The sequence below is a fragment of the Vibrio sp. CyArs1 genome, assembly GCF_022432925.1.
Lineage (GTDB): Bacteria > Pseudomonadota > Gammaproteobacteria > Enterobacterales > Vibrionaceae > Vibrio > Vibrio mediterranei.
This window is the reverse complement of record NZ_JAKRBO010000013.1, coordinates 1-12,759: the sequence shown is the minus strand read 5'-3', so window position 1 is coordinate 12,759 and position 12,759 is coordinate 1. Positions and strand designations below refer to the sequence as shown.

At 41.4% G+C, this 12,759-nt stretch carries 16 protein-coding genes; 8 read left to right on the top strand and 8 right to left on the bottom strand.

Going from position 1 to position 12,759, the window contains the following annotated elements; genetic code table 11:
* The first annotated feature begins 3 nt into the window (after positions 1 to 3).
* On the top strand, positions 4 to 861 hold the full coding sequence (bla, locus tag MMA19_RS23830; RefSeq protein WP_240207495.1) for a class A beta-lactamase: 858 nt from the start codon (positions 4 to 6) through the stop codon (positions 859 to 861).
* A 157-nt stretch (positions 862 to 1,018) separates the two neighbouring features.
* Here the strand turns inward: bla and MMA19_RS23825 are convergent, their stop codons facing one another.
* A complete protein-coding gene (locus MMA19_RS23825) occupies positions 1,019 to 1,864 on the bottom strand; it encodes an alpha/beta hydrolase (protein ID WP_240207454.1) in 846 nt (281 codons plus the stop codon).
* 101 nt (positions 1,865 to 1,965) lie between these two features.
* Here MMA19_RS23825 and MMA19_RS23820 point away from each other — a divergent pair, with 101 nt between their 5' ends.
* Positions 1,966 to 2,868: a LysR family transcriptional regulator gene (locus MMA19_RS23820; protein ID WP_240207453.1), complete on the top strand. Its 903-nt coding sequence runs from the start codon at positions 1,966 to 1,968 to the stop codon at positions 2,866 to 2,868.
* Between the two features lie 107 nt (positions 2,869 to 2,975).
* On the opposite strand, the gene MMA19_RS23815 is transcribed toward MMA19_RS23820, so the two are convergent.
* Complete coding sequence (locus tag MMA19_RS23815; RefSeq protein ID WP_240207451.1) at positions 2,976 to 3,632, bottom strand: hypothetical protein; 657 nt, start codon at positions 3,630 to 3,632, stop codon at positions 2,976 to 2,978.
* 175 nt (positions 3,633 to 3,807) lie between these two features.
* On the opposite strand from MMA19_RS23815, the gene MMA19_RS23810 reads away from it, so the two are divergent.
* A complete protein-coding gene (locus MMA19_RS23810) occupies positions 3,808 to 5,259 on the top strand; it encodes a hypothetical protein (RefSeq protein ID WP_240207449.1) in 1,452 nt (483 codons plus the stop codon).
* Positions 5,260 to 5,749: 490 nt separating this feature from the next.
* On the top strand, positions 5,750 to 6,013 hold the full coding sequence (locus MMA19_RS23805; protein WP_240207448.1) for an AlpA family phage regulatory protein: 264 nt from the start codon (positions 5,750 to 5,752) through the stop codon (positions 6,011 to 6,013).
* 335 nt (positions 6,014 to 6,348) lie between these two features.
* Here MMA19_RS23805 and MMA19_RS23800 read toward each other — a convergent pair whose 3' ends face one another.
* From MMA19_RS23800 to radC, 5 genes are all read right to left on the bottom strand, one after another.
* Positions 6,349 to 6,636, bottom strand: a complete 288-nt coding sequence (locus MMA19_RS23800; RefSeq protein ID WP_240207446.1) for a hypothetical protein — start codon at positions 6,634 to 6,636, stop codon at positions 6,349 to 6,351.
* Positions 6,637 to 7,016: 380 nt separating this feature from the next.
* The gene (locus MMA19_RS23795; protein ID WP_240207445.1) at positions 7,017 to 7,790 is read right to left on the bottom strand and encodes a hypothetical protein; all 774 of its coding nucleotides are present in this window, start codon (positions 7,788 to 7,790) and stop codon (positions 7,017 to 7,019) included.
* A gap of 121 nt (positions 7,791 to 7,911) precedes the next feature.
* Positions 7,912 to 8,319, bottom strand: coding sequence for a DUF2787 family protein (locus MMA19_RS23790; RefSeq protein ID WP_240207443.1), 408 nt, complete (start codon positions 8,317 to 8,319; stop codon positions 7,912 to 7,914).
* Between the two features lie 104 nt (positions 8,320 to 8,423).
* Complete coding sequence (locus MMA19_RS23785; RefSeq protein ID WP_240207441.1) at positions 8,424 to 8,858, bottom strand: DUF2787 family protein; 435 nt, start codon at positions 8,856 to 8,858, stop codon at positions 8,424 to 8,426.
* Complete coding sequence (gene radC / locus MMA19_RS23780; protein ID WP_240207439.1) at positions 8,855 to 9,319, bottom strand: DNA repair protein RadC; 465 nt, start codon at positions 9,317 to 9,319, stop codon at positions 8,855 to 8,857. The genes MMA19_RS23785 and radC overlap by 4 nt, the downstream gene beginning before the upstream one ends.
* Before the next feature lie 145 nt (positions 9,320 to 9,464).
* Between radC and MMA19_RS23775 the strand changes: the two genes are divergently transcribed.
* The 4 genes from MMA19_RS23775 to MMA19_RS23760 are packed head-to-tail and all read left to right on the top strand — an operon-like array spanning position 9,465 to position 11,115.
* Positions 9,465 to 9,734: an AlpA family transcriptional regulator gene (locus MMA19_RS23775; RefSeq protein ID WP_240207437.1), complete on the top strand. Its 270-nt coding sequence runs from the start codon at positions 9,465 to 9,467 to the stop codon at positions 9,732 to 9,734.
* Positions 9,724 to 10,377: an inovirus-type Gp2 protein gene (locus MMA19_RS23770; protein ID WP_240207435.1), complete on the top strand. Its 654-nt coding sequence runs from the start codon at positions 9,724 to 9,726 to the stop codon at positions 10,375 to 10,377. Before MMA19_RS23775 ends, MMA19_RS23770 begins: the two co-directional genes overlap by 11 nt.
* A gap of 12 nt (positions 10,378 to 10,389) precedes the next feature.
* Positions 10,390 to 10,890 (top strand): phage N-6-adenine-methyltransferase, encoded by a 501-nt coding sequence (locus MMA19_RS23765; protein WP_240207433.1) that lies wholly within the window; start codon positions 10,390 to 10,392, stop codon positions 10,888 to 10,890.
* Between the two features lie 57 nt (positions 10,891 to 10,947).
* Positions 10,948 to 11,115, top strand: a complete 168-nt coding sequence (locus MMA19_RS23760; RefSeq protein WP_240207431.1) for an AlpA family transcriptional regulator — start codon at positions 10,948 to 10,950, stop codon at positions 11,113 to 11,115.
* A 484-nt stretch (positions 11,116 to 11,599) separates the two neighbouring features.
* Here MMA19_RS23760 and manA read toward each other — a convergent pair whose 3' ends face one another.
* A complete protein-coding gene (gene manA, locus MMA19_RS23755; protein ID WP_261359920.1) occupies positions 11,600 to 12,697 on the bottom strand; it encodes a mannose-6-phosphate isomerase, class I in 1,098 nt (365 codons plus the stop codon).
* Positions 12,698 to 12,759: the final 62 nt, after the last annotated feature.

Below are 12,759 nucleotides of genomic sequence, written 5' to 3'. Positions count from 1 at the left end.
AATATGCTCAAGAGGAAAAGGATTTTTCTTTCAAGTAGCCTGTTCATTTCGTGCTTAACGTCAGCATCAACTCTCACTCAATCAACTTTTGATATTGAACAACAAATCTCAGGGAGCATAGGGGTCTCAGTAATAGATACTCATAGTTACAAGCAATGGGATTATAACGGGAACGATCAATTTCCTATGATGAGCACATTCAAAACATTAGCATGTGCGAAAATGCTAAAAGACGCAGAGATGGGTCAATTAGATCTGAGTGTAAGCACTACTATTGAGTCCAACAAATTGATGCTATGGTCACCGATAACACAAGAACTTGTTGGTAAACCCATTTCAGTTGAGAAGGCATGTGAAGCGACGATGCTAACAAGCGACAATACTGCGGCAAACATCGTTTTAGACCATGTTGGTGGGCCACAAGGTATCACGAGTTTTCTCCGTTTTATTGGAGATTATGTTACTCGACTTGATAGATTCGAACCTGAACTAAACCAAGCACTATTAGGGGATGAACGAGATACTACAACCCCAATAGCAATGAACAAAACCTTACAACGAATTTTATATCAAAATGTACTAGGTAATGCTTCTCAGAAACAACTAAAAGGTTGGATGCAAGGTAACGTAGTCTCTGATGCGCTACTTCGCTCCATTTTGCCGCAAGGCTGGTCAATCGCCGATCGTTCAGGAGCTGGTCAAAACGGTTCTCGTGGTATTACAGCAATAATTTGGAAAGAACAGCGTTCGCCAATATTTATTAGTATCTACCTAACTAATACTAAGTTATCAATGGCCGAGCGTAACTCAGTGATCAATGAAATTGGTATGCATATATTTGAAGAATACTCAGTCAAATAAAATACTACCTATGAGTATGATAAATTGTCTTTTCACGCTTTTTCTTTAACAAGGAATGTCGCACTTCTGAGTTATGAAGTGCCAACGGTGAAGGCTCTGGAGAAAAGCTTGTTAACACTCTGAGTGCTTCAAACATCCGCTCAGTATTGTTTGAACATTAACGCTTAAATATACTCAGGATCGTATCAACAAATTCTTCTGGATCTTCTAGCATCGGCGTATGTGACACACCTGTTAACGGGATTAGCTGTAATGATTTAAATGCGCTTTCAACACTTTCCCACGCCTCAATCGGAGCAATGCTAAAATCTAGTTCTCCATTCATGACGGTGACATCCAAGTTTGATGAGAACTGCATAAGTTCGATATCTCTGAATATGTCTCCCCAAAGCTTATCTAGTATCGGTGTATTCATTTCAACATCATCCCACAAAGATAACTCATCAAATGATGCGTCTTTCCATCTCATTGGGCCTAATCTTCGGCAGACATGCGCAAACTTACGCTCTGGCTGCTTGGAAATATCATTTTCTAGTCTAGCCATACCTGTATCTAGCAATTTTTTCCGCTCTTCAGAAGCCTTTTCGGACCAATAAGCGAACTGCTTTTCTTGCATATCTCCTGACAGACTTGGTGCGGCACCAACTAAAATCAATTTTTCGATATCTACTTGCGTATTACTCGCAAAGTGCATTGCCATATAAGCATGGCCTGAATGCCCCAATATGCTAGTTTTAGTCAGCTTAATACTGTCGCATATTGCTTGGATGTCACGAGTGATAGTATCTAAGCTGACTGAATTAACGGGATTCGAATCATCACATTTGGAGAACCCACGATGGTCTACATACACGCAAGTAAAGTAATCGTGCAGAGATTCAGGAATTACTTTCTTGTAGTAGTTCACACTACCGATAATTAATAAGTGTGGACCAGTACCATGCTGCTCAACTTGCAATTGATAGTTGTCTCGATGGACAATGAATCGTTTTTTATCGTTCATGTATATGTTCTCAATAGTTGCAATGACACAAGCTTAAGGCATGGTTCAGAGTAAAAAAATGAGATAATGTTGGATTCTATAACCTAACTTTTGGGATAATTATGTTAGATAGAATTGATAACGTTTGGCTACGCTCATTCTGTGCTGTGTATGAAAAACATAGTTTTGCTAAAGCCTCAGAACACTTAGCAATTCCAAGTTCTAACGTCAGTCGGCATATTCAACAACTAGAATCGGTATTGGGTGAAAAACTATTCTATCGAACAACTCGTAAAGTGACCCCAACACTATTGGGTGATCGTCTTTTTCAAGAAATTCGGGAACCATTGTGCAACCTCAATCAGTCACTACAACGACTCAGTGAGACACAGACTTCACTGAAAGGAAGCATCCGCCTTAGCTCTCCAGATATACCTATTCTAGGAGAAGTTTTAGCAGACTTTTTAAACACATATACAGATATCACACTGTACTGTGAGCACAGCACCGCGCTTAAAAATGCTATCTCAAACGATCCCGATATTATTATTAGTTTTGAACGAGGAACTCTCGATGATCGGGATTGGGTGTCGAAGCCACTTTGCCAATGGGAGACTACTATCTTAGCTTCTAAGGAGTGTATTAATCGCTATGGCTTACCACAAAGCCTAACTGAACTGGAGTCAATGCCGTGTATATCAAGCTATAAATCTTTTGGAGGAGAACCTTGGGTTTTCACTATTCCAGAATCAAATGAATTTATAACACTATCCCCAAGATCAAGAATAAAAGTAGATGGTGGATTTATGGCAAAAGCCTTTGCCCAACGTGGTCTTGGGTTTGTAGCTCTGCCCACTAACTTTTGCTCAGATGAAATAAAACAGAATGAGTTACAACAAGTTTCTGTAGATTATGATTTATCTCCATTGACAATATTCATTCATTATCGTGCAATAAGTTTTCACTCGCACCTATCAAAGTTACTTGTAGATTTTATCGCCACTAAAATGTCGTCTAGCTCATAATGGGGGAGAAGTATGCAAATACAACCTTACAGCACTGACTCAAATGAATGGAACTATGTCAATGAATGTCAGTTAGCTATTGTGTAGAGACCGCACTATTAAGCACTTTAGTCTTCAATAATGGCTGTCAACTCGGCCACTTTTGTCTGCATATCTTTAAGTTGTTTCTTAAGCTCTCTAAGCTCTTCTTGTGACTGCTTTTTATTATTATTTATTTCTTGCTGCAACATTTGCGTCATCACTTCCGCTTGCTGGTGGGCTGCATCATCTCCAAAGAACGTCGATAAAAATTGGGTATTTACACGATAGCCATAATTGGCTTTTTCTAGTGGCTTTTTGATTGCCTTTTGAAGGTGCTCTATGTCTTTAGCCTTGAGAAGTAATGTATCAATGACTTGGCTAAAGCTGCAGTTCTGTTGCTTCGCTAACCGCTCTAATTCCTTCCTTGCGGCTATTGAAATGGTATAGCTTCCCTCAGCAATGGTTGTGTTCTTGCGATTGTCTTCTCGCTTTTTCCAGCTCTTCCAAGCCGATTTCATGTTGCGGCACTGCTCTCTAGTTTGAGCGTTCTCTTCCCAACTGTGAGCATTTTTCAAAAAGCGGTCAATGTAGTCGGATGGCGTTTCATTTCCACTGTTTAATGGAAATATCCATTCATGTTGCGATATGTAACCTACCAACCACTTAGCCATCAAAGCATCATTTTTATCTATCCACTCTAAGCGTTTCTTCATCTTAGAATTTGGTGTTATTTCAACGATCATGTTCTTACCTGTCCTCTAATCAATTATCAGAATAATCGCCTTTCCTGTTTTTTCAAAACAAAATCAATAACAACAATGTAATCATAATTACAAACATCAATGACATCATGTTACTATTTCTTGTATACACACTATTAATGCGGTTTAAATCCTACTCTAAGCACTTGGATTAGCAATGAAATCAGAAGCAGTATACCTACTATCTTGCCTACTAAAAAACCAAGGTGTTGATATTGAATTTAGCCATCAATCTCGAGAATTCTCTAAGCAATACGGGGTGACGCTCAGTACAGTTACTGCTCTGTTTTCGACATTAAAAAAGACACAGAGTCTCATTGTGAAAGAGCAGTATTCATTAAGAGGTCGTGGTCAATATGCGTATACATTGACGAAAAATACCCTGTTGAATCATGATGAGTTTGGTCTTTTAGACAAGATAATCCAGACAGAGAATCCAGCCGTTATTCGATTACTGAAAAATGATGTGAGCGAGCTGATTGAGGTAGAGTCGTCAGAAGATATTCAGATTAAAAGACGCCAATCCTTTAGAGCTGCAAATCGTCTGTTTTTAGTGGTCTTGCTTTTACATGCTAATGAACTGGGCGTGATTGAAGAGGTGAGCTCAACGCGCATTCGTAAAATGATGGGAGGCATCAGTGCGGCACGCTTTAAGTCTCAGCTGAACACGCTGAAAGCCATGGGATTGATAAAAGCGCACGTTTCAGGGCTAACTGGAAAAGCGTTGTTTGGTCGGAGAAAAGGAAGTTACTACTTAAACATTGAGCATCCTTTTTTGAAGAGCGGTTTTGAAGGTGTCAGTTCACTGCTTTTGGACTTTAATCGCATTCTCTACCCCTACAATGAAAGCACTGAAGTTAAGTGCCTCTTTGATGCTTATGCTCATACTTGGTGTATTCGAGAGCAGAGAACGGATTTGAGAAAGCTTGAGCATTATCGATGGCCTGAGGTTATGGGAGGAGTGATGGAGGGCTTCCCGATTCAGTGTGTGATTCATTTCTTTCGTAATAAAGCATTGCAGGACCAAATTCATCAGTGGGTGTGCCAGGTGGCGTCAGCGTTCATCCTAAAGCCTGTATCTAACCTAACAGACCTTACTGTGAACCAATGCAGCGATAGGTTGGCAGCGTTGCTCTCTTTCTCTAAGGTTGTGCCCATGACAAAGCAGCAGGCGGTATTGAGTACATTATCGACCACTCAGCAAGTACGTCTCAGGTTTGACTCTGCTTATTACCTAGCGGATGTGTTCAGTAGGGATGAGCCCAAGGAAGCTTCCCAGAGCTATTGGCATTATGTCTTGCTGACTCGTTTAATAATGAGACTGGGCTTGAACATGGCTTCCCGTTACCAAAAGCTACTCGCGTTGGGAGGCATCAAGAGCATGAGTGCGAAGCAGTGTGCCATCATCCCCTTGAAGAGGGAGGGAGACTTTTGTTTTCAATATGAGATTCGATTTACCCAACCAGAAGAGCCGCAACGTACTATCCAGGTGACAGTTGATGCCAAAGAAGAGGTGTCCTTGATGGTTTCTGGTGAGCGACAAGAGGTTCACCTACCAATCCAGGAGATACATCGAGCTTTCAGGTCAAACCCAGCGAGAAGAAGCTGAGTCAAATAAAAAAAATACATTTTCATCCCTATTGTATAGAGAGCTTCTGTTTCGACAAGGGGCTTGACCTAACAGGCATAACTGAAGTGATTCGGTTGTGTCTGTTAGATTAAGAGAGCAGAGAAAACTGGGTGGGATTTATAATGCATAGTGGAGCATGTAATGCGACATCATTATAAATCTTTTTTTCTTTTCTATTTTTCTTTCAAATCCATTCTAACCAACTAGAGTCCTTAAGACTCTAATGTTCATCTAGAACAATTCATTACAAATCAAATTACTTCAATATTGAATTCAGTCTATAGCGTGTGAGTAACCTTGCTTAGAAGGAAATCACTGCTTAATCGTTAGCGTGCAGAGTGCAGAGTGCAGAGTGCTTATAACCTCTTATATCATGACTTATTGTATGAGACTGTGTGATTCCCTGCGGTGCTAGATATCTTGGTGTGTAAAGGAGTCATGATTATTAACAACGGTAAACATAGAGGTCATGATGAGGTTGATTCGATTAAAAGAAGTCCTACATAAAACTGGGCTCAGTAAAGCCACACTTTATCGTCAAATTGCGGCTGGTAAGTTTCCGATGAGCATTCAGATTGCGTATCGTGCTGTCGCTTGGGAAGAAGATAAGATAGATGAATGGTTAATTAAGAAAATCAGTGAAAGTCAGTTTAAGCGTGAGCAAGCTGAAATGAAGAAAAGCCCGCACTACGTAACCTCTGAAAAGCGAGATAATCTTTTCACTTTGTATTGAGCGTTACGCTACCTTTTAGTCAGTCGTAACGTAGTACGAGGTATATAGATAGTTATGTTCCTTATAGAACAGTATTTATCTGTTTATATATTAGAATGCGCCCGCCTCTTAAGCCGAGGCACCTAGCCAACTGACGTTGTTAATGAGCGAATCTTGTTCATGCTGGCCCGTTTTGATTTTTCTGTATCTATCAAAGCGGGCTTTTTTTGTGTACGTAATCTAAAACTCTCTTTTCTCTTCTGGTTTTTAAAAGCTTATCCAACCCTGGCCCCCATATCACATCACGCAACTACGGCAAAAAAAGGAGCATGACGCTCCTTTTGATAATCAACAGACTACAAACCTAAGGCTTGAGCTGTCTGTTTATATTCATGTTCGATTTGAGCTTTCACCAGCTCTCGTCTTGCTTCAATGGGTGCTCTATCAGAGATGTTTTGAGCGCGTGATTCAACCTGTTTTAGTTGGTTCTCTTTCCATTGGTTGAGAGATTGTTGAATTTGCTCTGGTGTCAGAGTGGCTTTAATCGATTCGACACTGAGCGCATCAATAGCGCTGGCAGCACTTACGTTCATTGAAAGGGTTAAAGCGGCGAGTGTAATGACTTTAGTAATGATTGATTTCATGATAATTCTCCAATTGAGATGTGTGTATTAATTAGGTAAAACTCAACGAAGTGACGACAGGTGGGGTCAACGCAAATGGTCGAAAAATAGGCTTTTTCTATAATAATATGCGTTTCAGATGTGGTTGTTTCGACTCGGCCATACTAAGGGGGCGGCCGTCCCCCTTAACACTGCTTGTCTTAGCTGTAGACAATTAATGGCGCAGCCAGCTGTAAAAACACAGTTCTGCCTTGCACACTAACCCATGGAGTTGATGTAAGGTTAGTGCTCCATGTTTTACTTTGATTGCGCTATGGCTCAATGAAACATGAAAGGGAGTAAGCGCCCTGTGTATTCCATTGATTTTTTGAAACAGAGGTAAGATATCATTGCTTGCGTCACTATCTGTCCGATGCAATCAACGGAGTGATATTGTTTGCTTGCAGTGTTAAGCACTGAGGCTCTGATTTGAGTTGATATTGGTGCAATTGAAAGTCTGACGGGTAATCGAAGTAGAAGGTCAGTACTTTCAGCTCAGCAATACACGTTAAAGGAAGATCGTCGTAATCGTTGAGTGTGTTTTGATAGACCAGATATAGTTCATTTATGGTCGTCGTGATACCGATAGGTGAAACTTGCTCTATCTGCTCACCGGATGTAAGGGTAAGCGTGATTTGCTTTTGATGAACCAATGCCACTGAAATGGGTTCGAAGAACTCTCCCAGCAAGTCGGGAGCGTTTAATTCATCAATCACTGCATATGCTTTGCTTGTGTCTCCTTGTGGTGGTCTCATTCCTGTATGAGAGCGAGGTTGAACTCGCAATAAGCTGAATGCAAAATCAATGGCATACTCTAAGGATAAAGGAAGTTGCTGACTCAGGATTGTTTTAGCAAGCTGGAGTAAGACAAGCTCCCTAGCGCTTAACGTTGGTTGGCTGTACATTCCCCGACTGTATCCAAAAGGCTTACTTCGAGTATCCTTATCGACATCGAAATAATCGACGATGACATCAAGATTACGCTGTACGCTTCTAATGCTGCGATACATCCCGGCATCGGTTAACTCAGCCTGAAGCTCCTTGGCTGTCACTTTTCGACCTTGTGGTATACGCCTATACAACTCAAACACCAATGATAATTGCTCTGTGGTACTGGCTTTATCCCTTGTTGTCATTGTTAGGTCACTGCTGGTGGTTGATTGATAGAATGACAATCATCCTAGCGATGGGTGCGTCACTATCTGGCCGATAGCGTATTTAGCTCATCGATATTTTAATTTCGTCATAGGCCTCCATTTATACGTAAGCAAGAAAGTTGTTTTCCCACAGTGAGTAGAACTCCACAATGGCTTGGCTGTGACAGCTTTGCCATCCCATAGGGGCTATGAACGCTTGCCCGTTAGCGACATCAAAATCCACATTGCGCTCTAGCTCTGGGTAGATATTACCCATGTAAGCAAAGTCAGTGAGGTATTGGATTCGGTATCGTCCCTCATTTTCTTTTGAAAGCATGATTTCTACCGGGTGATAGCCACCAGCCTCAGCACTGTAGGTGGTATCTCGAAAGTTAATAGTGAGGCTTTCACAACCCTTTTGGGTTGGGTTCTGTTTCCAGAATGTCTCGACTTTATTTTTCAGCATACTTTCAAGCTTCTGAGAGATTGGCGAGTATGACGATGTAATGGTCAATGGTTGTTGTTTCATCACTTTTTTCCTTTCAATAGTTGGCTATTCAATCGAATGATATGTATCTGAAATGAGTTTGAATCGAATGTGGCTAGGGTTGTTAAGGCTTGATGGATAAGCAACTACTTAAACTGACTGACGGCAGTTAACGTCTGTATATCGAACTGTGATGCCTTGAGGTGATTGGTGAATGCTTTGAGCCAACTAACGAAGAGCGACTGCACTTCAGGTCGATTGAGTTCGCATCGTTGGATGTCTGGTTGATAGAACCATTGGTATTTGAAGTTGAAATACAAAGCCACATCAACACTCTCAGCTTCTGGCGATGGGTAATCAAAAGAAGCGATGAATCGTACTTCCCAAGGCTCACTGGCGTTAGCCCGTTCAAGCTGTATTTCTATGGGCTGTATCCCGCTTCGGTTGCGATAGAAGCTTGCAACCTTAAGGTTAAGTGCCACTCGTTTTGTTTCAGTAGGAATGTCGTATTGGTTAATCAATAGTTCGACAAGCTGGTGGAATTGGTCGAGCTTGAAGTTACGTTTGATATTACTATTCATAACCAGCCTCTCTCAGCAAAAGACATGCAGTCGCTGCCCACCACAATGTGGTCGAGTACTCGCACATCAACCAGCGCTAAAGCATCCTTTAAACGTTCTGTAATACGTCTATCTGCTTGTGAAGGGGTTGCATCTCCGGATGGATGGTTATGGGCAAAAATCACCGCTGAGGCGTTTTTCTCAAGCACAAGCTTTACAACTTCTCTTGGATATACTGAAGCACTGTCTATCGTGCCAAAGAACAACTCATTGAACTCAATCAACCGATGTTGGTTGTTGAGCAACATCACCCCAAAGACTTCTCTCTCATATTCTCCTAGCTTGCAGCGTAGAAAAGTTTTTGTGTCATTCGGACGAGTAAAAGCATCTCCACTCACTAAGCGGCCCTCTAGTATCTCGACGGCTTTCTCTAGTATCTGATGCTCTGTGGCGGGAGCGTTGAAGGTATATAGCGTTTCCATATCTTCTCCTTGTATCAATAAATGGAATACTCAAGGGGATGATATGTATGTGAAAAAGTGTTCAATTGAATTTGAATGAGACCTGTTGAGATAAAAAATACAGACCTGCGTCTTTGTTTGAGTGAATCCAACAAAGGCATGAATCATGAGCTTAAACCAATCAAATACTGAACAACCGAATCGCTTGATGAGACTTAAAGAGGTGATGCATATCAGTGGCCTTTCCAGGGCGTCGATATACAGTTTTATGGAGGAGGGCACATTCCCTCAATCCGTGTCACTAGGCGTGAGAGCCATCGGTTGGCGTTATCAAGACGTTCAAAACTGGATAGAGGAAAAGATAAAAGCGCGAGATGAGAAGTTAGCTAAGCAGGCTGAATTGAAAGCGAAACAGGAGAAACGTTATGGTAGGTAACATGCAAATTCATCTTGCCACGTTGAAGCGGCTAGAGGATGGCTTTTATCGAGACTATCAAGTGGATATAGACCACGGCTCTCCCTCTCTTGAGTTACTGGATGTTTTATATCGTGCCTACACAGACGCCTTAATGCGTTTTAGTCATTGCTATGTCTTTCGATTCAGGGTGCGGATACCCAACAAACAAAGGCAACAGGAGGGGACCATTCTTAATCAGTGGTTCTATCGTCTCTGCCATTATCGAAGAAATGATAACCTGAATGTCATTTGGAAAAGGGAGATGGTTCAATCTGGCAGCATCAGCTATCGGATAACACTTTTCCTTGATGCTTCTAACTACCCACCAATTATCAATGAACTGAAGGTAAGAAAACGACTCGCCAAAGACATCAAACACTCATGGGCTAAGACGACACAGATACACAAGCAGGATGCAAATGAGCTTTGCATTTTTCTAAACCAACCCCTTTTTATATTGAATAAATCGGATGAGGATTATCAATTCCAACGGGGGTATCTGTTTTACGTTTTAAGTAGACAAGCTCATTCCAATACGGAAGTGACGAATGCAAGCAGTTCGCTCGGAGCATTTATCAGTAAGTCCCGCTCAAGAAAGCAGAACAATCGGAAAAGGAAGTAAGGAGAGACATGCATGAACAAGAAACTCTTTTTCTCTAGTGCGCGTACTGGGAGTGCTAAAAGAGATAAGTGGCAAACACCACCAGCGGTCTTTGAAAAGCTTAATAAGGAGTTTAGCTTCACTCTTGATGCAACCGCAGAGCCTGAAACGGCATTGTGCGACCATTACTTCACAATGGATGATGATGCGCTCACTCAAGACTGGAGTCATCAAATAGTCTACTGCAATCCGCCGTACTCCAAGCTAAAAGACTTTGCTCAGAAAGCACAAGAGGAGGCAGGTAAGGGGGCAACTGTCGTTATGTTGGTGCCTGCTAGGACGGACACCAAAGCTTTCCATGACCATTTAAGTCATGGAGAGGTGCGCCTTATCAGAGGTAGGCTTAAGTTTCTACAAGAAGGGAAAGAGCAAGATGCAGCACCATTTCCAAGCATGGTGTGTGTTATGGGAAAAGAGGTCGAGCAAAAAATAGGAGTCACCACCCAAGATGAGCTCAAGCTGAGGTCTACGTAAGTCTTTTTTTACACGGCACCTTTATTTCATGAGAGATAACAACACGAGGAAATTCTCATGAGATTAATCCGTTTAAAAGAAGTACTAGAAAGGGTTCAACTTAGCAAATCGACCATTTACAAAATGATGGCTGATGGGGCGTTTCCGTACTGTGTATCAATCGGAGACCGAGCCTCCGCATGGGTTGAACATGAGTTGGATGAGTGGATAGAGAACCGAGCATAGAAATAACAAGAGCCAGTGGCGAAAGCTGCTGGCTTTATGCCATTTCGGAAGTTAGTTATTGATTAGAAGCTACAGTCGAACAGAACAAGGCTTATTGAAAAATAGAAGGGGTTCAGTGCTAATAAACGAAAATATTTCTGCCACAATGTTTGTCATTGTAGTGAGCGTATCTTCCACATTTTCAGCCAATGGCCAGTACCCACGACATTCCTGTGCCAGCAAAACAGATCGCGGGACTCAGCAAAGCGAGTAAGATAAGATGTTTTCTCTTATGTATTTCCTTTTAGTTAGTAATAACAATTCCGATTATCAATCTGATGTTCACTGTACTCCAGAGCCAATAGTCAGACGATGCTCTCTAGATGTGCCATGTCTACGTTTGTGCTAATAATGTTCCTTCTTGGTATATCCAATAGTGGTTAGCCTAATAACTTGAGTGAACTATAAAAGTTGGTGGTTATCACAGCCCTCCGTCACTATCCAATTAGGAGAATGCTTTAGCTATACGTCCTTTCGACGAGAGGATGACGGATTTTGTATAGGCTGGGATAAAGACTGATTGACCTTTTGCTACATTTAAGGTTTCTCCGCTTTTACTGGTCAGGGAAAGAGAATCGTCGAGTGGCAGTAAGATTTCCGCACCTTTGATGGTGATCCTTTGGTTAGATGGGTTAGTGTAGAACCCAAATCTAAAGTCATTTACCGGTACCAGAAATTCTTCCATCCCGTCTTTTGGGGTGGATTTTTTAAGTAGTGCATCGGCGCGAATTGATTTGAATTCAGTACATTTGATGAGTTCGTCAATGTCCATATGTTTAGATGTGAGTCCAACCCTAAGTACATTGTCTGAATTTGCCATTATTTCTAGGCCTGCTCCTTTGATGTAGGCATGGGGAGTACAAGCCTCAAGAAACATCACTTCACCTGGCTTTAGAGTGATCACATTGAGCATTAAAGGAGCAAAAAGACCAATATCGTTTGGATAGTTCTTGTTGAGCTCTAGGATCAAGTCGAACGGCTTTTCGGTTGTTTTCTCAGCATATCCAATAAGTGTATTGATTGCAGATAGCTTTGTTTCTTCGGATAGTTTATTTATCAATTCAAAGAAAATTTTTAGTCCATTTTTTTCTGCGCGTAGAACTTTAATAAGTGGCGTAAGTTCGTCAATGTTGAGTTTAGAGAAGTTGTCGATAATTTCGTTAACTTCTCTAAAACCGTTCATGGCTTGGTATTCTGTTAGTGCGTAAACCAATTCCGGCTTGTGGTTTGGATCTTTATAATTACGTGTGGGGTCGTTTGAATCTAAGTGGGTTTCGCTTTTAAAGCCTTCTTCAGCTTGTTTCTTGTTTGGATGAACTTGGGTCGAGAGTGCTTTCTCGGCGCATAGAATTTTGAATAAGAATGGCAGTTCGCCAAATTTATTCCATGTTTTCTTGCCAAGGATGTTCTCTGGGTTTGAATTTATATAATCGGAAAGTTTGATGTTCTCTCCGTGAATTTCGATGGTAGAACAGCCGTTTTGGTGTGCTCCCATCCAAACTTCAGCTTGAGGCTTATTTTGGTTCTCTGTACCGTCCTGAATAAGGTTGACACATTTCCAACATGAAATTGGAGAGTGTCATGAAATCAACGAGTAAACGAACC